We start from the raw sequence: 23,118 nt of genomic DNA, 5'->3' as shown, positions 1-23,118 counted from the left end.
GGAAAGTTATCCACAGCATCCCTAGGATTGTTCAGCAATCTCGAGTAACCGCACAAACGCCGACCATCGCAATGGCGGCTGATGACAACCCTTTCATAAATTCCCGCTAAAGCACGCACTCCATTTTTGGTATGGTGCAGCTCTTTTTTACGGACTGATGCTTGGCGCACGGAGCGTGTTCTCACTCATTTCAAAAGAGCTGCTGTAGCAATGCCCGAAGCGATCCCAATCAAAGATCACGAAAAAGAAACCCGCTTGGTCAACAAGCGGCTGATGGCCTGCGCTCTGTTTGTGGCTGCCGTCACCTGCGCACTGGTGGTGCGCATGTACGTGCTGCAAGTCATGGAATTCGACTACCACTCGACCATCTCCGAAAACAACCGTGTTCATGTCCTGCCGATCCCGCCCACCCGTGGCCTGATCTATGACCGCAATGGCGTGCTCCTCGCCGACAATCGCCCCAGCTTCAACCTGACCATTACCCGCGAGCGCGCTACCGATGTCAGCGCCGAGCTGGACGAAGTAATCAAGTTGCTACAACTTCCGCCCGAAGACCGCAGCCTGTTCGACAAGGCCATGAAGCAGGCGCGCCATCCCTTCGAGCCGGTGACCTTGTTCTACGAGTTGTCCGAGCAACAGATCGCCGTACTGGCGGTGAATGAGTTCCGTCTGCCGGGGCTCGATGTCGAAGCGCAGTTCGTGCGCCACTATCCGCTGGCCGAACACTTCGCGCACTCCATTGGTTACGTCGGACGTATCAACGAGAAAGAGTCGAAGGTGCTGGATAACGTGGAGTACCGCGGCACGCAATCGATCGGCAAAACCGGCGTCGAAAAGTTCTACGAGTCGCAGTTGCACGGCCACGTGGGCTATGAAGAAGTCGAGACCAATGCCCAAGGACGTGTGATGCGGGTGCTCAAGCACACCGACCCGACTCCCGGCAAAAATATCGTGCTGAGCCTCGACGTGCACCTCCAGGAAGCCGCGGAAAACGCCTTGGGTGATCGCCGCGGCTCGGTGGTGGCCTTGGACCCAGAGACCGGCGATGTCCTGGCGATGGTCAGCAAGCCGAGTTTCGACCCGAACCTGTTTGTCACCGGCATCAGCTTCAAGGAATACGCGGCGCTGCACGATTCGCTCGACCGTCCGCTGTTCAACCGCGTGCTGCGCGGCCTGTACGCGCCGGGCTCGACCATCAAGCCGGAAATGGCCATCGCCGGCCTCGACAGCGGGGTGGTGACGCCGCAGACCCGAGTTTTCGATCCGGGTTACTACCAACTGCCGGATTTCGATCACAAATACCGTAATTGGAACCACAGCGGCGATGGCTGGGTGGACATGGACGCGGCGATCATGCGCTCCAACGATACTTATTTTTACGATCTGGCGCACAAGCTCGGCATCGATCGCCTGCACGACTACATGGCGATGTTCGGCCTCGGTGAGAAGGTCTCGCTGGACATGTTCGAAGAGTCCGCCGGTCTGATGCCGTCGCAAGCCTGGAAGCGCGCGACCCGCCGGCAACCCTGGTTCCCCGGTGAAACTGTGATTCTCGGCATCGGCCAGGGCTATATGCAGGTCACACCGCTGCAACTGGCCCAGGCCACCGCGCTGATCGCCAACAAAGGTGTGTGGAATCGTCCGCACTTGGCCAAGACCGTAGACGGCGTGGCGCCGGTGGACGAGCACCCGATGCCCAACATCTTGTTGAAAAACCCGAGAGACTGGGAACAGGTCAACCACGGCATGCAGATGGTCATGCACGATGCCCGCGGTATCGCCCGGGCAGCGGCGGCCGGCGCGCAGTACCGCATCGCCGGCAAGAGCGGCACCGCACAGGTGGTGGCGATCAAGCAAGGCGAGCGCTACAACCGCGAGAAAACTCTGGAGCGCAACCGCGACAACGCCTTATTCGTCGGCTTCGCCCCGGCGGAGCATCCGCGCATCGTGATCTCGGTGATGATTGAAAACGGTGAGGCCGGCGGTCGTGTCGCCGGCCCGGTGGTGCGGCAGATCATGGATGCCTGGCTGCTCGACCAGGATGGTCATCTCAAACCGCAATACGCCACACCCAGCAAGGCGCCGGGCGAGCCGCACGTCTAAGCCCGCCGAATCAGCTCGGCGTTACGCCCCTGGCACCGGGCAGCTCAAGTCGCCTTCCTGACAGTTCAGGTAAGTCTTGAAGGCCTCGACGCGCTGCTTGGTCAGGTCGGTGGTGCACTGGCTGTAAACCAGCGGATAAGCACTGCCGCCCGCGACCCCGGACGCCGAGAATTTGCATTCGCTGTCACGAAAACCGACCCACGCTCGCTGGGCGCTGACCAACAGTTTCTTCGCCTCCGGGTTGCTTTTAAGGCGACCGGTGATCTGCTGGTACAACGCATTCAACTCTTTATCTGCCGCTTTGTTCTGCTGCGCTGCACATTGATTCATTGTCGCCTGGTCAGTGGCGTTGTCGCAGTCGATAGCGTGGGCGAGCGGGGTGAACAGAAATGGCGTCACAGCCAAGAGCAAACGTGGGTGCATGGGAATCTCGCGTCAGGTGGATTGATCCGGTGCAGTGTAACGAAGCACGGTGATCAATCGACGGCTTTGATACAACTTTAGGGTAGGTATTGTGGTCTTACAGGCCTACTGTTCATTACAGGAGGTGACCTATGCACCCAGCATCAGATCGGATTGAACGGAAGGTTGTGCTCAAGGTGCCGCGTTCCCAGGTGTGGCGAGTGATCGCCAATGCCGAGGCGTTTGGCCAGTGGTTCGGCGTGGCACTGGAGGGTAAGCGTTTTGTCGCCGGCGAATGGACTCAAGGGCAAGTCACCTTCCCACGTTATGAACATATTTTTTGGAACGTGCAGGTCGAGCGGGTTGAGCCCGAGCGGCTGTTTTCATTCCGCTGGCACCCGTATGCGGTTGATCCGGAGATCGACTATTCCCAAGAGCCCACTACCCTTGTGCGCTTTGAGCTCGAAGACCATCCTGAAGGCACGCTGCTGCGGGTCAGCGAATCAGGTTTTAGTCACATTCCCGACACGCGCCGCGACAAGGCATATCGTATGGACAGTCGCGGCTGGGATGAGCAGATGAACAACATTGAGCAGTTCTTGGCGATGAACCTCAAGAAAAGCGCCCAAGGCTGATTTGCGCAGCTGTTCGAGGACTTCTATAGCGAATGTCTTACACGCGATGGTAGTGATGTCGTCTGTTGCACATTGGATCCGAAGGTTAATCTGACTCCATCAACTGAAGCACAGGGAGTGCTCAGGATCACGGACGATCGGCCATAAGCACGGAGTGCTGCTCGACAGGGAGTCGGCATGGTCTTGGGAAAAACCCGCTTCGGCGGGTTTTTTTTTGCCCCGGCGAACGCTAAAACACGATCATGGTCAATCGCTTACGCCACGCTGCTGTTATGTCCTCTGTTGCCCGCTACAACAGCCCCGTATTCTGGATCCATCAACTGCTGCACAGGGAGTGCGGCAGTGGTCACGGATGATCGACCATCGGCACGGACTGCCGGCCATATGGATTTGGCATGGTCTTGAGAAACCCGCTTAGGCGGGTTTTTTTATGCCTGAAGAAAATGCTCATTGAATGGCTTAACCCGCCAGCCTGGCCGCAGCTCGTTGCGCGATTTCACCCCGTTGTTTGAGTGAAGCGGCGGCACGTTGGATGGCGTTGTCGAGTACCTGACGCGGTGCCGTCTCCGGGCTGCCCGAGGCAAACGGCGGGGCCGGGGCATATTCCAATTGCAGTTGGATCAACTGCGCGGTGTCGGCATCGAACAATTCCGCCGCCAGGGTCAGGGCGAAGTCGATGCCCGCCGTGATGCCGCCGCCAGTCAGCAAATTGCCGTCCCGCACCACGCGATCCTTCACCGCAATCGCCCCCAGTGGCGCGAGCAACTCGTGATACGCCCAATGGGTGGTGGCGCGCTTGCCCTGGAGCAGGCCGGCCGCGCCGAGTACCAGCGAACCGGTGCACACCGACGTCACATAACGTGCCGTGGTCGCCTGGGTCTTGATAAACGCGAGGGTCTGCTCATCTTCCATCAGTGGCCCGACGCCGCTGCCACCGGGAATGCAGATCACGTCGAGCGCGGGGCAATCGTCGAAGGTCACGGTCGGATGCAGCACCAGGCCCGTGCTCGCGGTGACAGGCGCCAAGTCTTTCCAGATCAGATGCACCTTCACGTCCGGCAGAGAGGCCAGCACGTCATAAGGCCCGGTCAGATCGAGTTGCTGAACCTGCGGAAACAACAGAAAACCAATCTGCAGCGTCATGGCGGTGTTTCTCCTGATCAAGTGTGGACGCCTATACGTTAGCCCCGTAGGATCTGGCGCATACGCCAATCAGCCCTCGAATCACGCCAATATGAATCACGTCCCTAAATCCATTCATGTGCTGGCCTTCGCCAACGTGCAATTGCTCGACGTCACCGGACCGTTGCAGGTCTTCGCCTCGGCGAACGACATTGCCCGTCAGCAGGGCTTGCCCGCGCCTTATGTGCCGACGGTGATCGCCAGCGGTGGCGGGGCGGTCACGTCGTCGGCGGGTTTGGCGCTGCTGGCCGAAATGCTGCCCAAGCAGCCAAGCGATACCTTGATTATCGCCGGCGGCTGGGGCGTGTACGCGGCGGCGCAGGATCAGACGTTGGTGGCTTGGGTGCGCGAGCATGCTGCGAGCTGTCGGCGGGTTTCATCGGTGTGCACCGGGGCGTTTCTGTTGGCCGCCAGTGGCTGGCTCGACGGGCGCCGGGTTGTCACTCATTGGACCCGTTGCGAACAACTGGCCCGGCAGCACCCGCAGTTGCGGGTCGAGCCCAACCCGATTTTCATCCACGACGGCCCGGTCTGGACCTCGGCCGGAGTCACCGCCGGCATTGATCTCGCGCTGGCCATGGTTGAGGAAGACCTGGGGCGCAGCATGGCCCTGGAAGTGGCGCGGCAACTGGTGGTGTTTCTCAAGCGTCCCGGCGGGCAGTCGCAATTCAGCGTGACCCTGTCGTTGCAGCATGAAGGCAACCGTTTCGACGACCTTCACGCCTGGATCGCTGAACACCTGACCCTCGACCTCGGAGTTCCGGCGCTGGCCGAGCAGGCCGGCATGAGCGAACGCAGCTTCGTCCGCCATTACCGCGCCGACACCGGCCAGACACCCGCGCGCGCCATCGAACTGATCCGCGTCGAAACCGCCCGCCGTTTGCTCAGCGACACCGGTATCCCCATCAAACGCGTGGCCGTGCAGTGCGGTTTCGGCAGCGAAGAAACCCTGCGCCGCAGCTTTCTGCGGGCCATGGGCGTGACGCCGCAGGCTTATCGCGAGCGCTTCAGTGTCAGCGTCGCAACAGATCCAGCAATGCCCTGAGCGTTTCCTCGGGCGCTTCTTCGGGAATGTTATGGCCGACGCCCTTCAGCAACCGCCGCTCATAAGGGCCGGTGAAATGTTCCAGATCGTCATCGATCTCCGGCGGTGCGCCTACACCATCGTCGGCGCCACACAGGGAGATGGTCGGCACGCTGATCGTCGGCTGTTTTACCAGTGCGTCCTCCATCCACTCCAGCGCGGGATCGCCGTCGGCGTACATGAAGCGATGGCGATAGGAGTGGATCACCACGTCGACAAAGTCCGGGTTATCAAACGCCGGCGCGCTCAACGGATAGCGTTCGGCGCCTTCGGCCCAGGTCGGTGACCACAGGCGCCAGAGCAGGGCGCAGAGTTCGCGGCGGTTGGCGGTCAAGCCATCGACCCCGCGCGGGCCATGGAAGTAGAACTGATACCACAGCCGATATTCGGTTTCCGGCGCGCGCGGCAGCACCGAACGGGGGATGTTTTGCACGTTGTAACCGTCGCCGGTCACCAGTCCGCGCACGCGCTCGGGCCATAGCGCCGCGACAATGCACGCCGCACGGCCGCCCCAGTCATAGCCGCACAGGGTGGCTTGTTGGATCGATAACGCATCCATCAATTCCATCAGGTCCGCCGCCAACGCCGCTTGCTGACCGGAACGCAAGGTCTCGGCATGAATGAACCGCGTCGGCCCGTAGCCGCGCAAGTACGGCACGATCACGCGATAGCCCAGAGCGCCGAGTTCCGGGGCAATGGCGTCGTAGCCGCGCGGCGAATAGGGGAAGCCGTGCAACAGAATCACCGGCTCGCCGGATAGCGGGCCGTGGGCTTCGTAGGTGATCAAAAGTTGGCGGGTCTGGACCTGTTCGAGGGGGGCGGTAGGGCTCATGGGGGCTCCGGATTACAGCGTCTGGGAGGCTGAATGATCGGCGAAACTGCGCGTGGACTGTCTGCCGCATTCACATTAGACCGCAAGGACATTACAGGCGCTGCAAGTCAATTTGTGTGACGGCGACCTACGGGATCCAGGCCTTCGGGTGTAGGTCCAGTCCTACTGGCCGATGAAAAATGGCGATTCGTCTGACGCGTTTTGACGGTTGGTGGTTAGGACGCTGGATCGGTAGGCTTTTGAGGTCGCTGCAAATTCAGCGACCGGGTTTGGTCGCCCAGGTTTAGAATGGCGCGCATTGACCGCATCAGCGGTGTTTGCTTATGGCGAACTGTGCGCGGGAGGGCTTAGGCCCTGCCGGGTTTCCATTCCCTGGTCGACCAACCTGCGCACGGTTCGCCACCCTTTAGCTTGGTCGCTGAGATGGCGAACTCCACTTTACGAATGGAGTTTCACGTCATGCACAAAATCACCCCCAATCCCCCACAATCCGACTGCGTTTCGCCCTACGACACCTTCGACCCGCAACGTCTCCATGAAGCCGCCGAGCGGGCGCTGGACCACCACCTGCCGCCTCGTTCGCAACCCGCGAGTGACGCAGAACGTGGCAACGAGCAGCCAGAGCCGACTCGCAGCAATGGATCAAAAGCCCGGCCGGGCGCGATGTTCGCCGTGGTGCCTGATCTCGATAACGAAATCCTGCTGGTCCACGCCAGCGAAACCCTGGCCTCGCTGAACGTCATGGCCAGCGATTTGGCGTTCGACCTGGAAGATTCTCGCCGCCATGTGGCGCTGGCGATTCAGCAGCTGTCAGTGCTGGGGCGTTTGCTGGTGGACCGAGCGCTGGAACGGCTGGAGATGCCGGCGTAGTTGCAGCGTTGGGCAAGCCTTCGCTCATAGCTAAAAAGCGAGGGCCGCTCCGCGCCCCCACGGGGGCAAGCCCCCTCGCCACAAAAAGCAGATCAACAACACAGCAGAGGCAAGTCAGCAGCACAGCAGAAGCAAGTCAGCAGCACTGTAAAAAAGCCAGTCAAAAGCACTGCAAAAGCAGGTCAACAGCACTGCAAAAGTGATGCGGTTGCACAGAACTGAGCCTCACCGCAAAACCTGTGGTGAGGGGGCTTGCCCCCGTTGGGCTGCGCAGCAGCCCCAAACGCTTCAGACCGCCACGACACTCACGGCTGCCACGAACTCTTCTCGCCACTCAACTTGCGATCAAGAAAAGTCGCCGCGCTGATCAAGGCCAAATGCGTCAATGCCTGCGGGGTGTTGCCCAGGTGCCGGGCGTGGTTGTCGAATTCTTCCGCGTACAGGCCCAGCGGGTTGGCGTAGCGCAGCAATTGCTCGAATTCCAGGTGGGCTTTTTCCACTTGACCGGCGCGGGCCAGGCATTCGACGTACCAAAACGAGCACGCAGCGAAGGCGCCTTCTGTGCCGCTCAAGCCGTCGATCGGGCTGTCATCGTTGCGGTAGCGATAGACCATGCCATCGCGCACCAGGCTTTTCTCGATGGCCTTGAGGGTCGATAACCAGCGCGGGTCCTTGGCGCTGACAAAGCGCACCAGCGGCATCAACAGCATCGAGCCGTCGAGCGCGCTACCGCCCTTGTACTGCACAAAATGCCCGCGTTCCTCGTCCCAGAAGTTGTCCCAGATATCGGCATAAATCGCCTGCCGTGTCTGGTCCCAACGGGCGAACGGCGCCGGCAGCGAGCGTTTGTAGGCCAGGCGCAGCGCGCGGTCCAGCGCCACCCAGCACATCAGCCGCGAGTGCAGGAAGTGATGCTCTTCACCGCGCATTTCCCAGATGCCCACGTCCTTGTGCTGCCAGGTCTCGCACACCTGATCGACCACTTCCATCACATGTTTCCAGCCTTCATGCGAGACCGCTTCGCCGTACTTGTTGACCAGGTACACCGCGTCCATCAGCTCGCCGAAAATATCCAGTTGCACCTGATCGTAAGCCTGATTGCCGATGCGCACCGGTTGCGCGCCGCCGTGGCCGGCCAGGTGCGAGAGTTCGGTTTCGGGCAATTCCTGGCGGCCGTCGATGGCGTACAGGATGTTGAGTTTGGTCGGCTTGCCGCAGCAGTCGCTGACCCGTCCGCGCAGCCAGCCCATGTAGGCGTTGGCCTCGTCGACAAAGCCCAAACGCATAAAGGCGTACACCGTGAACGAGGCGTCGCGGATCCAGGTGTAGCGGTAATCCCAATTGCGCTCGCCGCCGGGGGTTTCCGGCAGGCCGAAGGTCGCGGCCGCGAGGATCGCACCGTGTTTGCGCGAGGTCAGCAGCTTCAGCGCCAGGGCCGAGCGGTTGACCATTTCGCGCCAGCGCCCGCGATAGGTGGACTGGCCGATCCAGCCGCGCCAGAACTTCAGGGTGCGCTCCATGCAGAATTCGGCAGCGCCCGCCGCGAAGCGCGGGTCGTCGATGGCGCCGAGCATAAACTGCGCATGCTCATCTTGTTTCAGGGTGAAACTCGCCAGCGCCGTGTCGTTATCCACGCTCATTGGCTGATCCGAGCGCAGGCGCATGGCGGGCTGCCCGTCGGCTTCGAAGCAGACGTCGGCCTCATCCGCGCGTGCCGTGGTCTGGGCGCGGGCGTAATCGTGGCGCACCGCGCAGCGCATATGGAAACGGGCCTCACCGCTGACCACCCGGACCTTGCGGATCAGCAGCGGCAGGTCGTCCTCGCTGTCGCTGATCGGCAGCAGGTCGGTCACCTCGACCACCGCGTTGTCACTCAGCCACCGGGTTTGCAGCACGTTGGTATCGGGCAGGTAGATCTGCTCGCGGCGGGCATCCGGCAGGTCGGGGATCAACTGAAAAATCCCGGCGTCGGGGGTGTCCAGCAGGGAGCAGAAAATCGTCGGGCTGTCGAATTCCGGCCAGCAGAAAAAGTCGACGCTGCCCTTGTCGTTGATCAGCGCCGCACTGCGCATGTCGCCGATGATGCCGTGGGCATCGATCGGGCTTTGTCGTTCGGGAGGATGCTCAGCCATTGTCACGGAACTCCGGGTAGAGGCTCATGCCGCCGTCGATAAACAGCGTAGTGCCAACGATGTAGTCGGAGGCGTCCGAGGCGAGGAACACCACGGCGTTGGCGACGTCCTCGACTTCGCCGACGCGGCCATAGGGAATCAGCTTCAGCAGTTTTTGCTCGGCATCGCCTTCGGTGGCGTCGCGGTTGATCGCCGTGCGAATCGCCCCCGGTGCGATGCCGTTGATGCGGATGCGCTCGTGGCTGACTTCCTGGGCCAGGGTCTGCATCAATTGGTCGACGCCGCCCTTGGACGCCGCGTAATTGACGTGTCCGGCCCACGGAATGCGCTGGTGCACCGAACTCATGTGAATGATCTTGCCCGCCGCCTGCGATACACCGGGGCGCACCCCTTGCTCGCGGAAAATCCGCAAAGCAGTGCGCGCACAGAGGAATTGCCCGGTGAGGTTGACGCTGATCACCTGGTTCCAGTCGTCCAGGGACATGTCGATGGCCGGGGCGTCTTTCTGCATACCTGAGTTGGCCACCAGAATGTCCAAGTGCCCAAAGGCTTCCAGGGTCTGCGCGAACAGCCGCTCGACATCGGCCTCTTTCGACACGTCGGCGCCGATGGCCAGCGCGCGGCCGCCCTCGGCATTAATCTGCCGCGCCAGTGCTTCGGCGGGTTCGGCTTGCGAGTTGTAGTTGATCACCACGGCGGCGCCGGCCGCGGCGAGTGCCTTGGCGGCACCCGCGCCGAGTCCGGAGCTGGCGCCTGTGACCAGTGCCACTTGTTGCTCGAGGGAAAGCTGCATCAGCAATAAAACCTTGAGGTGGGGGCGTAATTAGCTGACTGGCGGGGTGGGGCGAGAGTTCAAGGTTGACGGTGAAAACATCGTCATGTTCATGGGACGGCTTTGGCGCACGCAGCGGATTCTGGGTGGCCATCGCGGCGGGAGCGGGGGCTGCGGTGCAGAGCTTTCGGCATCTCAAGTAAGCCGGTTGCCTCCGGTAAAGCCGACATGGCTAATTCCGCTGGCCGCTCATCCGTTCTACAGGCAGACCCTTTTTCGAGGTAAGCCCGATGACCCCGCTGACGTTACTGTGCCTTCCGTACTCGGGCGCGAGCGCCATGGTGTACAGCCGCTGGCGGCGCAAACTGCCGGAGTGGCTGGCGCTGCAACCGGTGGAACTGCCGGGGCGCGGTGCGCGGTTCGGCGAGCCGCTGCACACCGACATGCGCGCGCTGGCACGGCAACTGGCCACCGAACTGCGATCGGCCTTGAGCGCGCCCTACGCGTTGTTCGGCCATAGCCTGGGCGCGTTGCTGGCCTGTGAGCTGGCGCATGCCTTGCGCGCGCTGGGCTGCGCCGAACCGGTGGCATTGTTCGCCTCTGGCACCGCCGCACCGAGCATGCGCGCCGATTACGACCGTGGCTTCGCCGAACCCAAGACCGATGCCGAGCTGATCAACCAGTTGCGCACGCTCAACGGCACCAGCGAAGAGGTGCTGGCCAACGCCGAGTTGATGAGCCTGACCTTGCCCGTCTTACGCGCCGATTTCCTGCTGTGTGGGCGCTTTGAGCCGCTGCAGCGACCGTTGCTCAATTGTCCGGTTCATGTGCTGGGCGGCACTGCTGATCGCGCGAGCACGGAGCAATTAATGGCGTGGCGCAAGGAGACGCATGGCAGTTTTTCGGTGGACATGCTGGGTGGGGGGCATTTTTTTATTCATGAGCATGAGGGGAAGGTGTTGAGGGTGGTTCGGGATCAGTTGGAGGGGCATTATCGGCGGTGGGCTTTGGTGTCTTGATGGTTTTGATTGTGTATATCCGTTGCTGCGGTAACGGCTGCTGGCGGTTTCGCTCTTACAGCGAGCGGGTACATATCCATTGTGCGGTAACGGCTGCTAATGGTTGCGCCCTGACGGCGCCTTACTTTGGCAAACGCCGGAGTGCCGGCCCAGCCCAAAGTAAGCAAAGGTCTCGCCCCTGACGTACGGCCCCTCGCTAAGGCTCGGGGTTCCTTCGCTCCGGCATTCATCCGGGGGCATCGCCCTCCGGTTGGCTTCGCTGCACCTACATGCGATGAGTTCGACTGCGTCGAACGGCGCTGCGCGCCAATCCCCGGATAAACGCCTCCGCTCAGCCTCCCGACGGGGCGGGTGGATCAAAATCAAAAGCGCGGCGAGCTGACACTCGACCTAGTGGGTGTACGCAATTCTGTGGGTACACGCGGACACTGTGGGAGCTGGCTTGCCAGCGATGGCGGCCTGACCGCCAACCAATCATTGCCAGATTCACACCCACCCTATTGTGGGAGCGAGCCTGCTCGCGAAAAGGGACTATTTGGCGATAGATTTCTAGTGCCTGAACAGAAGTCATCGCTGGCAAGCCAAGCTCCCACAGGGATTTGGGACATCCGGAATTAACGCGCTAGCAGAAATACAGCTTTCGCGAGCTGGCTCGCTCCCACAGTAGGAACGCGTACAACCCGAAGCCAGGTCGGCTATAAGGCCGCCTCGGCTGCTTTTGATCTGCTCTGCCCCGTTAACCAGAGGCTGAACGTAGGTCTTGCGCAGTGGGCACCTCGGCATGGATGCCGAGGTAGCCGCCCCCGGCCATGGATGGCCGATGGCGGCGGGCCCACGGAGCAAGGCCGGAGTGAGGGCATGCCGAGCCTAGGCGAGGCACCGAATGGAGGGGATTAGAGCCTTTGGTTACTTTGGGCTTTTCAAAGTGACCCGCTGTAAGAGCGGAACCATAAGCAGCCATCACATAAAGAATGGATATGTACACCCTCAAACCAAACAGCGCCTGACAATCAGCCATCGCTGGCAAGCCAGGCTCCCACAGGGTTTGGGGACATCCGCAATTAACTCGCCAGCAGGGAAATAGCCCTCGTCGAAACGCTGTACGAAGCAAGCCCGCCCCCACCTTTCTAAACGTGAGAGCGGCTGAATACGATCAGCGGTTAAACCGCTCCACCAGCGAATATTGGGTGTTCGCAGTTTTGGTCAGTTCTTCGCTCAATAACGCTGAGTTCTGCGCCTGTTCCGAGGTCTGGTCGGCGAGCGAGGAAATGTTGCTGATGTTGCGGCTGATTTCCTCGGCCACTGCGCTTTGTTCTTCAGTGGCGGCGGCGATTTGGGTGGTCATGTCGGTGATGTTGGCCACCGCTTCGCTGATGCCCACCAGTGCCTGATCTGCTTCCAGCACCCGTGCCACGCCTTCTTCGGCCTGGCGATGCCCGGCTTCCATGGTTTGCACGGCATTGCTGGCGGTGTGTTGCAGCTTGGCGATCAGGGCGTGGATTTGCCCGGTGGATTCGCTCGTGCGTTGTGCCAGTTGTCGCACTTCGTCGGCGACGACTGCGAAACCGCGGCCCATTTCACCGGCGCGGGCGGCTTCGATGGCGGCGTTCAAGGCCAGCAGATTGGTCTGGTCGGCGATGCCTTTGATCACGTCGACCACGCCGCCGATTTCGTCGCTGTCCTTGGCCAGTTGCGTGACGGTGACGCCGGTTTCGCCGACCACCACGGACAGGCGCTGGATGGCCTCGCGGGTTTCCCCGGCGATATCGCGGCCGCGGCCCGTCAGGCGGTTGGCTTCCTGGGTGGCGTCAGCGGTGCGCTGGACGTGGCTGGCGACTTCCTGGGTGGTGGCGGCCATTTGGTTGACGGCGGTGGCCACTTGCTCGGTTTCCACGCGCTGGCGTTCGAGGCCGCTGGAGCTGTTGTGCGCCAGGGTGTCGGACTGTTTCGCTTGTTCGGTCAGATGTTCGGCGGTGTCTTGCAGGCGTGTCAGGCAGGTTTTCAGGCGGGCTTCCTGGCTGAGAATCGACATCTCCAGACGTGCCTGGGCGCCACGGCTGTCGGTGTACATCTGCGCGATCAGCGGGTCGGAAGTGGTCTGTTCCGCCAGCAGCAGCAATCGCTTGAGACCCCGTTGTTGCCAGCTCAGGCCCAGCAGGCCGAGCGGCACCGACAATGCCGCCGCCAGGGCAAAGCCCCACTGCGAATTGAGCGATGCGCCGATCATGAAACTCAGCTGGCTGACCAGGATGAACGGCAGCCAGTCTTGCAGCACCGGCAACCATTTATCACGGCTGGGCACGGCGGACTTGCCTTGGTTGATGCGCTGATAAAGCGCTTCGGCGCGGCGGATCTGTTCGGCGGTGGGCTTGATGCGCACCGACTCGAAGCCGGTCACTTGGCTGCCTTCGAAAATGGGCGTCACGTAGGCGTTGACCCAATAGTGATCACCGTTCTTGCAGCGGTTCTTGACGATGCCCATCCACGGCAAGCCTTGTTTGAGCGTGCCCCACATGTGCGAGAACACCGCGGCCGGTACGTCGGGGTGACGAACCAGGTTGTGCGGTGCACGGATCAGTTCCTCGCGGGTGAACCCACTGACGTCCACGAACGCTTCGTTGCAGTAGGTGATCACGCCTTTGGCATCGGTGGTGGAAATCAACCGCTGCTGGGCAGGGAAGGTCCTTTCCCGCTGGGTGATGGGCTGGTTGTTACGCATGGGTTCAATCCCTTTTTTCCGCAAGGCTTTGACAGGTTGTCGGCGGTGTCAGGAATTTATTGAATGCAATTTCCAGGATTCAGCACAGCGTCACAGAACAGCCCTTGCTTCAACCGGCCAGCATCGGATAGGTGAACAGGAAAAAGTGCAGCAGGTTCAGGGTCAAGTGCGTGGCAATCGCCGCGAGCAGGCCGCCGAATCGATAGGCCAAGCCGTAACCAATGCCCGCCAGGCTCGCCAGCAACACCCACTGCCAGCCAGCGCCGATGTGAATCAGGCCGAACAGGATCGCCGCGACCACCAGCGCCAGGGTCTCGCCGTACGGCAAATGCTTGAGACGCTGACTGAGGCCGCCCTGGATGTAGCCGCGAAACAGCGCTTCCTCGACCAGGGTCACCAGCAGCAGGTTGTTGAACAGCCAGAGCCAGGTAGGTGCCGGCCACTTCGGCGCCCAGCTGATGATCCCTAACAGCAGCGCACCGCCCAGGGCCAAGACCACGCTGACCCCCAGGCCAAGTGCAACGGCGGGCGTTAGCACCCGCCAGGAGCGCCGAGCGACGATCCACGGGCAGACCAGCAACAGCCAGAAACCCACCAGCGGTTTGTCCTGGTTGAGGTACATCGAGAACGGCACGGCATCGGCGGTGAACCGCTGCGGTTCGATCACCCGTCCGTTGTAAAAACCCGGCAGCCAGTGCATCACCAGTCCCAGGGCCACCAGCAGAAACACGGCATGGCCCGAGTACCGAGCCCATGGCCGTGGCTGACGAACCGCGAAAACGGTCAGCACCAACAAGGCAAAGGTGATGAGGGACAACAAGCCGAGGTGTCCATAACCCAGAGCAGCGACAAAACCGAGGGAGAGCAGGGCCAGGTAAGGCCATGGCAGAGCGGCGAGCATTGAGCGTCCTTATTTTGGCGAAAGTGCTGATTCGAGATCTTCAGTGGCTGACAGATTGCCTTCGCGAGCAGGCTCGCTCCCACAGTTAATCGGGGTGGTTTGATGATTTGTGACCGACCACACATCTCTGTGAGAGCGAGCCTGCTCGCGAAGACGCCAGCCCATTCACCGTCTGGCTATCGAAATAAACACCCAAGCCAGCCGATTTATTCCGGCAGTGTAGGGCGAGCATCGGTCAGCATTATGTCCAGCGCAAAAAAACACCGCCCGAAGGCGGTGTCCTGTCCATCAAGCAAGCTTCAGGAAGCGATCAACTGCCGCAACACATAGTGCAGAATCCCCCCGGCCTTGAAGTATTCCACTTCATTCAGGGTATCGATCCGGCACAGCACTTCGATGCGTTCCTGGCGGCCGTCCTCGCGGGTGATGACCAGCGGCAAGTTCATCCTCGGGGTCAGTTCCACGCCGGTCAAACCGTGGATTTCCAGGGTTTCCTTGCCGGTGAGGTTGAGGCTCTTGCGGTTCTGGTCGAGTTTGAACTGCAACGGCAACACGCCCATGCCCACCAGGTTGGAACGGTGGATGCGCTCGAAGCTTTCGGCGATCACCGCTTTGACCCCCAGCAGATTCGTACCCTTGGCCGCCCAGTCGCGGCTGGAGCCGGTGCCATATTCCTGCCCTGCGATTACCACCAATGGTATGCCTGACGCTTGATACCGCATCGCGGCGTCATAGATCGCCAGTCGCTCGCCGGTGGGGATGTAGATCGTATTCCCGCCTTCCTCGCCCCCGAGCATTTCGTTGCGAATGCGGATGTTGGCGAACGTGCCGCGCATCATCACTTCATGGTTGCCGCGCCGTGAGCCGTAGGAGTTGAAGTCGCGCGGTTCCACACCTTGTTCACGCAGGTAGTGCCCGGCGGGGCTGTCGGCCTTGATGTTGCCGGCGGGGGAGATGTGGTCGGTGGTCACCGAATCGCCAAGCAACGCCAGGACGCGCGCGCCGACCACGTCCTTGATCACCGGCAACGGCCCGGCGATGTCATCGAAAAACGGCGGATGCTGGATGTAGGTCGAGTCTTCCTGCCAGACATAAGTCGCCGCTTGCGGCACTTCAATGGCTTGCCACTGTGCATCGCCGGCAAACACCTCGGCGTATTCCTTGTGGAACATCCGCGTGTTGACCTGGGCCACGGCGTTGGCGATTTCCTGGGTGCTCGGCCAGATGTCGCGCAGGTACACCGGATTGCCGTCCTTGTCGTCCCCCAGCGGCTCGCTGCTGATGTCAATGCGCACGGTGCCGGCCAAGGCGTAAGCCACCACCAGCGGCGGTGAGGCCAGCCAGTTGGTTTTCACCAGCGGGTGCACCCGCCCTTCGAAGTTACGGTTGCCCGAGAGCACCGAGGCCACGGTCAGGTCGGCTTTCTGAATGGCTTTCTCGATCGGTTCCGGCAAAGGCCCGGAGTTGCCGATGCAGGTGGTGCAGCCATAACCCACCAGATCGAAGCCCAACTGATCGAGGTACTGCGTCAGACCCGCGGCGTCGTAGTAATCGGTGACCACCTTCGAGCCAGGCGCCAGGGAGCTTTTGACCCAAGGCTTGCGCTTGAGGCCTTTCTCCACGGCTTTTTTCGCCAACAGCCCGGCCGCCATCATCACACTAGGGTTGGAGGTGTTGGTGCACGACGTGATCGCGGCGATCACCACCGCGCCGTTTTTCAGGCGATAGGTATGGCCGTCGTACTCGTATTCCGCCTCGCCCACCAAGTCAGCATTACCGACCGCGACGCCACCGCCGCCTTCACTTTCCAGACGACCTTCTTCCTTGGTGGTGGGTTTCATCTGCAGGCCTAGGAAGTCGCTGAAGGCTTGCGCCACGTTGGGCAGCGATACGCGGTCCTGCGGGCGTTTCGGTCCGGCGAGGCTGGCTTCGACGCTGGACATGTCCAGCGTCAGGCTATCGGTGAACACCGGCTCCTGGCCGGGCAGGCGCCACAGGCCCTGGGCCTTGGTGTAAGCCTCGACCAGCTTCACGGTTTCGGTCGGCCGACCAGACAGGCGCAGGTAATCGAGGGTGACGTCGTCCACGGGGAAGAAACCGCAGGTGGCGCCGTACTCCGGGGCCATGTTGGCGATGGTCGCACGGTCGGCCAGCGGCAGGTCGGCCAGGCCATCGCCATAGAACTCGACGAATTTGCCGACCACGCCTTTCTTGCGCAGCATTTGCGTGACGGTCAGCACCAGGTCAGTGGCGGTGATGCCTTCCTTGAGTTTGCCGGTGAGTTTGAAACCGATCACTTCCGGAATCAGCATCGACACCGGTTGTCCGAGCATCGCCGCTTCCGCTTCGATGCCGCCGACGCCCCAGCCCAGTACGCCGAGGCCGTTGATCATGGTGGTGTGCGAATCGGTGCCGACCAGGGTGTCGGGGAATGCGTAAGTGCGGCCGTCTTCATCTTTGGTCCACACGGTGCGGCCGAGGTATTCGAGGTTGACCTGGTGGCAGATGCCCGTGCCCGGTGGCACCACGCTGAAGTTGTCAAAGGCGCTCTGGCCCCAGCGCAAGAAAGCGTAACGCTCGCCGTTGCGCTGCATTTCGATGTCGACGTTCTGCTCGAACGCACTGGAGCTGCCGAACTTGTCGACCATCACCGAGTGGTCGATCACCAAGTCCACTGGCGATAATGGGTTGATCCGCTGCGGATCGCCACCGGCCTTGGCCACGGCGGCGCGCATGGCGGCCAGGTCGACCACCGCCGGCACGCCGGTGAAGTCCTGCATCAGCACCCGCGCCGGGCGATATTGGATTTCACGGTCGGAGCGGCGCTCCTTGAGCCAGGCGGCAATTGCCTTGAGGTCGGCGCCGGTGACGGTTTTTTCGTCTTCCCAGCGCAACAGGTTTTCCAGCAGCACTTTCAACGACATTGGCAGCTTGTCGAGATCGCCAAGGCTTTTGGCAGCGTCCGGCAAACTGAAATAGTGATAGGTCTTGTCGTCGATTTGTAAGGTCTTGAGGGTACTCAGGCTATCGAGGGACGGCATTTGCAATGACTCCTTTGGGCCCGCACGGCTACGGGCTGAGGGAACGGACTGAGGTTTAAACTAGTCCTGTTTGAACCGTAAGGCTAATAACTGGACTCTATGGGTAAGTCCGAGGTTCCGAACTCGGCTATCATGCGCCGGTTTTCGTGACAGGCTTTGCTTCAGCGCAAGCCTGGGCGTCGCGCAGTGGCTGAATTCTTCGCCCTCTGCCCAGGAGTAACCATGAACACCCTTTTTATGCATTGCCGGCCGGGCTTCGAGAGCGAAGTCTGTTCCGAGATCGCCGAGCACGCGGCACGCCTGAACGTGGCCGGCTACGCCAAGGCCAAGGCTGCTAGTGCCTGCGCCGAATTCATCTGCACCGAAGAAGACGGCGCCGAACGCCTGATGCGCGGCCAGCGCTTCGCCGAGCTGATTTTCCCTCGGCAATGGGCGCGGGGGATCTTTATCGATCTGCCGGAGACCGATCGGATCAGCGTGATCCTTGCGCACATGGCCGACTTCCCGCTGTGCGGCAGCCTGTGGCTGGAAATGGTCGACACCAACGACGGCAAAGAGCTGTCGAACTTCTGCAAAAAATTCGAAGTGCACCTGCGCAAGGCGCTGCTGGCCGCCGGCAAACTGGTGGACGATCCGCTCAAGCCGCGCTTGCTGCTGACCTTCAAAAGTGGCCGCGAAGTGTTCATGGGGCTGGCCGAGTCGACTAACTCGGCGATGTGGCCGATGGGCATTCCGCGCCTGAAGTTTCCCCGCGAAGCGCCAAGCCGTTCGACGCTGAAACTGGAAGAGGCGTGGCACCACTTCATCCCGCGCGACCAATGGGACGAGCGCCTGCACAGCGACATGACCGGCGTCGACCTCGGCGCCGCGCCCGGTGGCTGGACCTGGCAACTGGTCAACCGGGGCATGCTGGTGACCGCCATCGACAACGGCCCGATGGCTGAAAGCCTGATGGAGACCGGGCTGGTTCAGCATTTGATGGCGGACGGCTTCACCTTCAAGCCCAAGCAACCGGTGGACTGGATGGTCTGCGACATCGTCGAGAAACCGGCGCGCAATGCCGCGATGCTTGAAGAGTGGATCGGCGAGGGTCATTGCCGCGAAGCGGTGGTCAACCTCAAACTGCCGATGAAACAGCGTTACGCCGAAGTGAAGCGCTTGCTCGAACGCATCGCCGACGGCTTCAAGGCCCGAGGCATTCGTGTAGAAATCGGCTGTAAACAGCTGTATCACGACCGCGAAGAAGTGACCTGCCATCTGCGCCGGATCGACGTGAAAAAGCCCAAGACCCGCTGATCACGCTGCCCCTTTGTAGGAGCGAGCCTGCTCGCGAAGAGGGCGTGTCAGTCGATGTCGATTCGGCGGACACAAGGCCTTGGCGAGCAGGCTCGCTCCCACAAGGGCCTGGGCGTGATGCCACAGGTGACCGAACACCCGCCATTGCGCGACAATGCCGGCCAGTTTCAGGAGTAGACCATGAGTGAATTGATCAACACCCCGGTGGACGGCACCCTCGACGCCACCGGCCTCAATTGCCCCGAGCCGGTCATGATGTTGCACCAGCACATCCGCGATCTGACGCCGGGCGGCTTGTTGAAAGTCATCGCCACCGACCCCTCGACCCGGCGCGATATCCCCAAGTTTTGCGTGTTCCTCGACCATGAACTGGTCGGCCAGCACGAAGACGCCGGGACCTACCTCTACTGGATTCGCAAAAAGACCGATTAAAGCTTCGTGTCGAGGCTGCGGATCTTTCAGGAAGATCCCCGCGTTGCGGATTTGTAAACGGCGCGGCTGGCCCATCACTGCGATCTGCAACTACACTGCCGGTCCCCAGAAGGAGCCTGCCATGTTGATTGTTGCCGACGAAAATATCCCGCTGCTCGATGAGTTCTTCCACGGTTTCGGCGAAATCCGCCGCCTGCCGGGTCGCGCCATCGACCGCGCCGCCGTCGCCGAGGCTGACGTGCTGCTGGTGCGCTCGGTGACCAACGTCAACCGTGGCTTGCTCGAAGGCAGCCCGGTGCGCTTTGTCGGCACCTGCACCATCGGCACCGATCACCTTGATTTGGATTACTTTCAACAGGCAGGAATCAGTTGGTCCAGCGCGCCGGGCTGCAATGCTCGCGGAGTAGTCGACTATGTGCTCGGCAGCCTGCTGACCCTCGCAGAAATCGAAGGCGCCGACCTGACCCGACGCACTTATGGCGTGGTCGGGGCTGGTGAAGTCGGTGGGCGACTGGTAGCGGTGCTCAAAGGGCTGGGCTGGAAGGTGCTGGTGTGCGATCCGCCACGGCAGGCTGCCGAAGGCGGCGATTTCGTCAGCCTGGAGCAGATTATCGAGCAGTGCGATGTGATCAGCCTGCACACGCCTCTGACTAAACAAGGCGGGCAGCGCACCTGGCATTTGCTCGACGAGGCGCGGCTCAACCAACTCAAGCCTGGCGCCTGGCTGATCAACGCCGCACGCGGGCCGGTGGTGGATAACGCCGCATTGCGTCGCGTGTTGCTGCAGCGTGAAGACCTGCAAGCGGTGCTGGACGTGTGGGAAGGCGAGCCGCAGGTCGACGTGGCGCTTGCCGATCTGTGCGTGCTGGCGACCCCGCACATTGCCGGCTACAGCCTCGATGGCAAACAACGCGGCACCGCGCAGATTTATCAGGCGTACTGCCAGTTCATTAGCCAGGCGCCGCAGGTCAGCCTCGATGATTTGCTGGCGGCGCCGTGGTTGTCGCAGGTGCAGCTGAGCGCCGCCACCGATCCGGCCTGGGCCTTGGCGACCTTGTGCCGTGGCGTGTACGACCCGCGCCGCGACGACGCGGATTTCCGCCGTAGCCTGGTCGGCACCGTGGATCAACAGCGCTTCGCCTTCGACCAGTTGCGCAAGCAGTACCCGCCGCGCCGGGAGATCGACGGGTTGAGTGTGCGGGTTGACGGTGAATCGCCGGCGTTGCAGAAGATCATTGCTGCGTTGGGCGCGACGGCGATCTAAGCGTGGCGAGGGTGCTCGCTCCTGTTGGACCGGGCTGTCGTTCCAGAGGGCAGCTGCCCGAAAATCTCATTGTCTTTTTGGGTCTGCTGCGCAGCCCAGCGGGAGCAAGCTCCCTCGCGACAAAAAAGCTTCAGCTCCTGATCCAGTCTGCCGCCCATAAAAAACCCGGCCATCAGGGCCGGGTCAAAGAAGACGGTGGCGATATCACTCTTGTTCGGCAGGCTTGACCAATCGCTGTTCCAGTTCGCGGCAGGCGGTCTGGATCATGTCTTCAGTGATCGGTACTTCGCGCCCATCGGCGTCGATAATGGAGCAACCCAGAGACTGGTCGGGTTGCGTGCGGATCACTTGAATCTTGTCATCGCTGCTGTTTTGCAAGGACATGGCCTGTCTCCTCATCAGGTTGTGTACCTATTTTAAAACCGCCGGGTGACCAGGCTGTGACAGCTCCATGCGGTCTAGCGGGGCGGCAATGCCAGTCCACCAGAAATGGCTCGGCGTTTCCACCCGGACTTTAGACCGATAGTGTCTATGCCCTAGTCACGACAGTCATAATTAACCTGACTCATTGTGATTTACAGAGTTCCTGTTCGGCGACGAGTGTAGGCTTGGACCCAATCGTAACTTCGGATGATCTGCATGTTCTCTTCCCGCCAGCGCCGCGCCCTCAGTCTCGCCAGTCATTTCATCGCGCCGTATCGCTGGCAGGCGCTTGGGGCCTTGCTGGCGTTGATCGTCACGGCAGGCATTACGCTGTCGATGGGGCAGGGCATCAAGATGCTGGTGGACGAGGGTTTCATGACCCAATCCCCGCAGTTGCTCAACCAATCCATCGGCGTGTTCATGGTGCTGGTGGTGGCGTTGGCCATTGGCACCTTTGCCCGGTTTTACCTGGTGTCGTGGATCGGTGAGCGCTGCGTCGCCGACATTCGGCGGCAGGTGTTCAACCATTTGGTCTACCTGAATCCGGGTTTCTACGAAGACAACCGCAGCTCGGAGATCCAGTCGCGTCTAACCACCGACACCACGCTGCTGCAATCGGTGATCGGTTCGTCGCTGTCGCTGTTTTTGCGCAATGCGCTGATGGTGATCGGTGGCATCGTGTTGCTTTTCATCACCAACCCCAAACTCACCAGCATCGTGGTGGTGGCCTTGCCGCTGGTGCTGGCGCCGATCCTGATTTTCGGCCGACGTGTGCGCAGCCTGTCGCGGCTGAGTCAGGACCGGATTGCCGATGTCGGCAGCTACGTCTCGGAAACCCTCGGCCAGATCAAAACCGTGCAGGCGTATAACCACCAGATCGAGGACCAGTGCCGATTTGCCGTGACCGTCGAAGACGCCTTCGATACCGCGCGCATACGCATCCTGCAGCGCGCCTGGTTGATTACCCTGGTGATCGTGCTGGTGCTCGGCGCGGTGGCGGTGATGCTGTGGGTCGGCGGCATGGACGTGATCGCCGGGCGTATTTCCGCCGGTGAGCTGGCGGCGTTCGTGTTCTACAGCCTGATCGTCGGCAGCGCCTTCGGCACGCTCAGCGAGGTGATCGGCGAACTGCAACGGGCCGCTGGCGCGGCGGAACGGATTGCCGAACTGCTGCGGGCGCAGAACATCATTCAACCGCCGAGCGAAGGTTTGGTGACCCTGCCGGAACGGGTGCTTGGCGAATTACAGCTGCAGGACGTGCGTTTTTCCTACCCGTCGCGTCCTGAAAGCTACGCCGTGGATGGGCTCAATCTGACGATCAATGCCGGCGAAACCCTGGCGCTGGTCGGGCCTTCCGGTGCTGGCAAGTCGACGGTGTACGACTTGCTGCTGCGCTTCTACGACCCCGCCAGCGGTCGCATCCTGCTCGACGGTGTGCCGCTGACCCAACTCGATCCCCTCGACTTGCGCCGCTGCTTCGCCCTGGTGTCGCAGAACCCCGCACTGTTTTTCGGCAGCATCGAAGAGAACATCCGTTACGGCAACCCGGCCGCCAGCGCCGAACAAGTGCGCGAAGCGGCAAAAATCGCCTATGCCGACGACTTCATCGAAAAAATGCCCCACGGCTACCAGACCCACCTCGGCGACGGCGGCCTCGGTCTGTCCGGCGGCCAACGCCAACGCCTGGCAATTGCCCGAGCCATCCTGGTGGACGCACCGATCCTGCTGCTCGACGAAGCCACCAGCGCCCTCGACGCGCAAAGCGAATATCTGATTCAGCAAGCATTGCCGACCCTGATGAAAAACCGCACCACCCTGGTCATCGCCCATCGCCTGGCCACCGTGAAAAACGCCGACCGCATCGCTGTCATGGACCAGGGCAAACTGGTGGCCGTGGGCACACACCAAGAGCTCATTGCCAGCAATGCGCTGTATGCGCGGCTCGCGGCGTTGCAGTTTAGTGATGGACACAAGTCTGCCGAATAAGGGCTGCTGATCGCACCTGGGTTCG

Annotated in this window: 18 protein-coding genes; 9 read left to right on the top strand and 9 right to left on the bottom strand. The window is 61.4% G+C overall.

Going from position 1 to position 23,118, the window contains the following annotated elements; genetic code table 11:
* The first annotated feature begins 210 nt into the window (after nucleotides 1-210).
* Nucleotides 211-2,103, top strand: a complete 1,893-nt coding sequence (gene mrdA, locus RG836_RS15470) for a penicillin-binding protein 2 (RefSeq protein ID WP_310847023.1) — start codon at nucleotides 211-213, stop codon at nucleotides 2,101-2,103.
* Nucleotides 2,104-2,124: 21 nt separating this feature from the next.
* Here mrdA and RG836_RS15465 read toward each other — a convergent pair whose 3' ends face one another.
* Entirely contained in the window at nucleotides 2,125-2,526 is a 402-nt protein-coding gene (locus RG836_RS15465; protein WP_310847020.1) for a lysozyme inhibitor LprI family protein, read from the bottom strand.
* Between the two features lie 131 nt (nucleotides 2,527-2,657).
* Here RG836_RS15465 and RG836_RS15460 point away from each other — a divergent pair, with 131 nt between their 5' ends.
* Complete coding sequence (locus tag RG836_RS15460) at nucleotides 2,658-3,140, top strand: SRPBCC family protein (protein WP_310847018.1); 483 nt, start codon at nucleotides 2,658-2,660, stop codon at nucleotides 3,138-3,140.
* A 459-nt stretch (nucleotides 3,141-3,599) separates the two neighbouring features.
* Here RG836_RS15460 and inhA read toward each other — a convergent pair whose 3' ends face one another.
* Nucleotides 3,600-4,283 carry an isonitrile hydratase gene (gene inhA / locus RG836_RS15455; RefSeq protein WP_310847016.1) on the bottom strand — a complete coding sequence of 228 codons (684 nt, stop codon included), beginning with the start codon at nucleotides 4,281-4,283 and terminating at the stop codon, nucleotides 3,600-3,602.
* A gap of 91 nt (nucleotides 4,284-4,374) precedes the next feature.
* On the opposite strand from inhA, the gene RG836_RS15450 reads away from it, so the two are divergent.
* The gene (locus RG836_RS15450; RefSeq protein WP_310847015.1) at nucleotides 4,375-5,367 is read left to right on the top strand and encodes a GlxA family transcriptional regulator; all 993 of its coding nucleotides are present in this window, start codon (nucleotides 4,375-4,377) and stop codon (nucleotides 5,365-5,367) included.
* Here RG836_RS15450 and RG836_RS15445 read toward each other — a convergent pair.
* On the bottom strand, nucleotides 5,336-6,238 hold the full coding sequence (locus RG836_RS15445) for an alpha/beta fold hydrolase (protein WP_310847013.1): 903 nt from the start codon (nucleotides 6,236-6,238) through the stop codon (nucleotides 5,336-5,338). The genes RG836_RS15450 and RG836_RS15445 overlap by 32 nt on opposite strands.
* Before the next feature lie 459 nt (nucleotides 6,239-6,697).
* Here RG836_RS15445 and RG836_RS15440 point away from each other — a divergent pair, with 459 nt between their 5' ends.
* Nucleotides 6,698-7,108, top strand: coding sequence for a DUF6124 family protein (locus RG836_RS15440; RefSeq protein ID WP_310847010.1), 411 nt, complete (start codon nucleotides 6,698-6,700; stop codon nucleotides 7,106-7,108).
* 305 nt (nucleotides 7,109-7,413) lie between these two features.
* Here the strand turns inward: RG836_RS15440 and RG836_RS15435 are convergent, their stop codons facing one another.
* Nucleotides 7,414-9,240, bottom strand: coding sequence for a glycoside hydrolase family 15 protein (locus RG836_RS15435; RefSeq protein WP_310847009.1), 1,827 nt, complete (start codon nucleotides 9,238-9,240; stop codon nucleotides 7,414-7,416).
* Nucleotides 9,233-10,033 (bottom strand): glucose 1-dehydrogenase, encoded by an 801-nt coding sequence (locus tag RG836_RS15430; protein WP_310847007.1) that lies wholly within the window; start codon nucleotides 10,031-10,033, stop codon nucleotides 9,233-9,235. Before RG836_RS15430 ends, RG836_RS15435 begins: the two co-directional genes overlap by 8 nt.
* 269 nt (nucleotides 10,034-10,302) lie before the next feature.
* On the opposite strand from RG836_RS15430, the gene RG836_RS15425 reads away from it, so the two are divergent.
* On the top strand, nucleotides 10,303-11,031 hold the full coding sequence (locus RG836_RS15425) for a thioesterase II family protein (protein ID WP_310847005.1): 729 nt from the start codon (nucleotides 10,303-10,305) through the stop codon (nucleotides 11,029-11,031).
* Nucleotides 11,032-12,184: 1,153 nt separating this feature from the next.
* Here RG836_RS15425 and RG836_RS15420 read toward each other — a convergent pair.
* The 3 genes from RG836_RS15420 to acnA form a co-directional block, all read right to left on the bottom strand.
* Nucleotides 12,185-13,750 (bottom strand): methyl-accepting chemotaxis protein, encoded by a 1,566-nt coding sequence (locus RG836_RS15420; protein ID WP_310847003.1) that lies wholly within the window; start codon nucleotides 13,748-13,750, stop codon nucleotides 12,185-12,187.
* Between the two features lie 109 nt (nucleotides 13,751-13,859).
* Nucleotides 13,860-14,651 carry a CPBP family intramembrane glutamic endopeptidase gene (locus tag RG836_RS15415; protein WP_310847000.1) on the bottom strand — a complete coding sequence of 264 codons (792 nt, stop codon included), beginning with the start codon at nucleotides 14,649-14,651 and terminating at the stop codon, nucleotides 13,860-13,862.
* Between the two features lie 299 nt (nucleotides 14,652-14,950).
* Nucleotides 14,951-17,692: an aconitate hydratase AcnA gene (gene acnA / locus RG836_RS15410; RefSeq protein ID WP_310846998.1), complete on the bottom strand. Its 2,742-nt coding sequence runs from the start codon at nucleotides 17,690-17,692 to the stop codon at nucleotides 14,951-14,953.
* Between the two features lie 222 nt (nucleotides 17,693-17,914).
* Between acnA and rlmM the strand changes: the two genes are divergently transcribed.
* The 3 genes from rlmM to pdxB all read left to right on the top strand — a co-directional run bounded on the left by rlmM (nucleotide 17,915) and on the right by pdxB (nucleotide 20,684).
* Entirely contained in the window at nucleotides 17,915-18,988 is a 1,074-nt protein-coding gene (rlmM, locus tag RG836_RS15405) for a 23S rRNA (cytidine(2498)-2'-O)-methyltransferase RlmM (protein WP_310846997.1), read from the top strand.
* Nucleotides 18,989-19,168: 180 nt separating this feature from the next.
* The gene (gene tusA / locus RG836_RS15400; RefSeq protein WP_310846995.1) at nucleotides 19,169-19,420 is read left to right on the top strand and encodes a sulfurtransferase TusA; all 252 of its coding nucleotides are present in this window, start codon (nucleotides 19,169-19,171) and stop codon (nucleotides 19,418-19,420) included.
* Nucleotides 19,421-19,541: 121 nt separating this feature from the next.
* Complete coding sequence (gene pdxB, locus RG836_RS15395; protein WP_310846994.1) at nucleotides 19,542-20,684, top strand: 4-phosphoerythronate dehydrogenase PdxB; 1,143 nt, start codon at nucleotides 19,542-19,544, stop codon at nucleotides 20,682-20,684.
* Nucleotides 20,685-20,888: 204 nt separating this feature from the next.
* Here the strand turns inward: pdxB and RG836_RS15390 are convergent, their stop codons facing one another.
* Complete coding sequence (locus RG836_RS15390; protein WP_310846991.1) at nucleotides 20,889-21,068, bottom strand: PA1571 family protein; 180 nt, start codon at nucleotides 21,066-21,068, stop codon at nucleotides 20,889-20,891.
* Between the two features lie 255 nt (nucleotides 21,069-21,323).
* Between RG836_RS15390 and RG836_RS15385 the strand changes: the two genes are divergently transcribed.
* Nucleotides 21,324-23,093: an ABC transporter transmembrane domain-containing protein gene (locus tag RG836_RS15385; protein ID WP_310846989.1), complete on the top strand. Its 1,770-nt coding sequence runs from the start codon at nucleotides 21,324-21,326 to the stop codon at nucleotides 23,091-23,093.
* The last annotated feature ends 25 nt before the right edge of the window (nucleotides 23,094-23,118 follow it).

The sequence above is a fragment of the Pseudomonas rhizozeae genome, assembly GCF_031583775.1.
GTDB lineage: Bacteria > Pseudomonadota > Gammaproteobacteria > Pseudomonadales > Pseudomonadaceae > Aquipseudomonas.
This window is presented reverse-complemented; position numbering and strand designations above follow the sequence as displayed.

What these genes read in the sequence shown, in the direction of transcription:
- mrdA (WP_310847023.1), top strand. Translation starts at nt 211, where the DNA reads ATGCCCGAAGCGATCCCAATCAAAGATCACGAAAAAGAAACCCGCTTG.
- RG836_RS15465 (WP_310847020.1), bottom strand. Translation starts at nt 2,526, where the DNA reads ATGCACCCACGTTTGCTCTTGGCTGTGACGCCATTTCTGTTCACCCCG.
- RG836_RS15460 (WP_310847018.1), top strand. Translation starts at nt 2,658, where the DNA reads ATGCACCCAGCATCAGATCGGATTGAACGGAAGGTTGTGCTCAAGGTG.
- inhA (WP_310847016.1), bottom strand. Translation starts at nt 4,283, where the DNA reads ATGACGCTGCAGATTGGTTTTCTGTTGTTTCCGCAGGTTCAGCAACTC.
- RG836_RS15450 (WP_310847015.1), top strand. Translation starts at nt 4,375, where the DNA reads ATGAATCACGTCCCTAAATCCATTCATGTGCTGGCCTTCGCCAACGTG.
- RG836_RS15445 (WP_310847013.1), bottom strand. Translation starts at nt 6,238, where the DNA reads ATGAGCCCTACCGCCCCCCTCGAACAGGTCCAGACCCGCCAACTTTTG.
- RG836_RS15440 (WP_310847010.1), top strand. Translation starts at nt 6,698, where the DNA reads ATGCACAAAATCACCCCCAATCCCCCACAATCCGACTGCGTTTCGCCC.
- RG836_RS15435 (WP_310847009.1), bottom strand. Translation starts at nt 9,240, where the DNA reads ATGGCTGAGCATCCTCCCGAACGACAAAGCCCGATCGATGCCCACGGC.
- RG836_RS15430 (WP_310847007.1), bottom strand. Translation starts at nt 10,033, where the DNA reads ATGCAGCTTTCCCTCGAGCAACAAGTGGCACTGGTCACAGGCGCCAGC.
- RG836_RS15425 (WP_310847005.1), top strand. Translation starts at nt 10,303, where the DNA reads ATGACCCCGCTGACGTTACTGTGCCTTCCGTACTCGGGCGCGAGCGCC.
- RG836_RS15420 (WP_310847003.1), bottom strand. Translation starts at nt 13,750, where the DNA reads ATGCGTAACAACCAGCCCATCACCCAGCGGGAAAGGACCTTCCCTGCC.
- RG836_RS15415 (WP_310847000.1), bottom strand. Translation starts at nt 14,651, where the DNA reads ATGCTCGCCGCTCTGCCATGGCCTTACCTGGCCCTGCTCTCCCTCGGT.
- acnA (WP_310846998.1), bottom strand. Translation starts at nt 17,692, where the DNA reads ATGCCGTCCCTCGATAGCCTGAGTACCCTCAAGACCTTACAAATCGAC.
- rlmM (WP_310846997.1), top strand. Translation starts at nt 17,915, where the DNA reads ATGAACACCCTTTTTATGCATTGCCGGCCGGGCTTCGAGAGCGAAGTC.
- tusA (WP_310846995.1), top strand. Translation starts at nt 19,169, where the DNA reads ATGAGTGAATTGATCAACACCCCGGTGGACGGCACCCTCGACGCCACC.
- pdxB (WP_310846994.1), top strand. Translation starts at nt 19,542, where the DNA reads ATGTTGATTGTTGCCGACGAAAATATCCCGCTGCTCGATGAGTTCTTC.
- RG836_RS15390 (WP_310846991.1), bottom strand. Translation starts at nt 21,068, where the DNA reads ATGTCCTTGCAAAACAGCAGCGATGACAAGATTCAAGTGATCCGCACG.
- RG836_RS15385 (WP_310846989.1), top strand. Translation starts at nt 21,324, where the DNA reads ATGTTCTCTTCCCGCCAGCGCCGCGCCCTCAGTCTCGCCAGTCATTTC.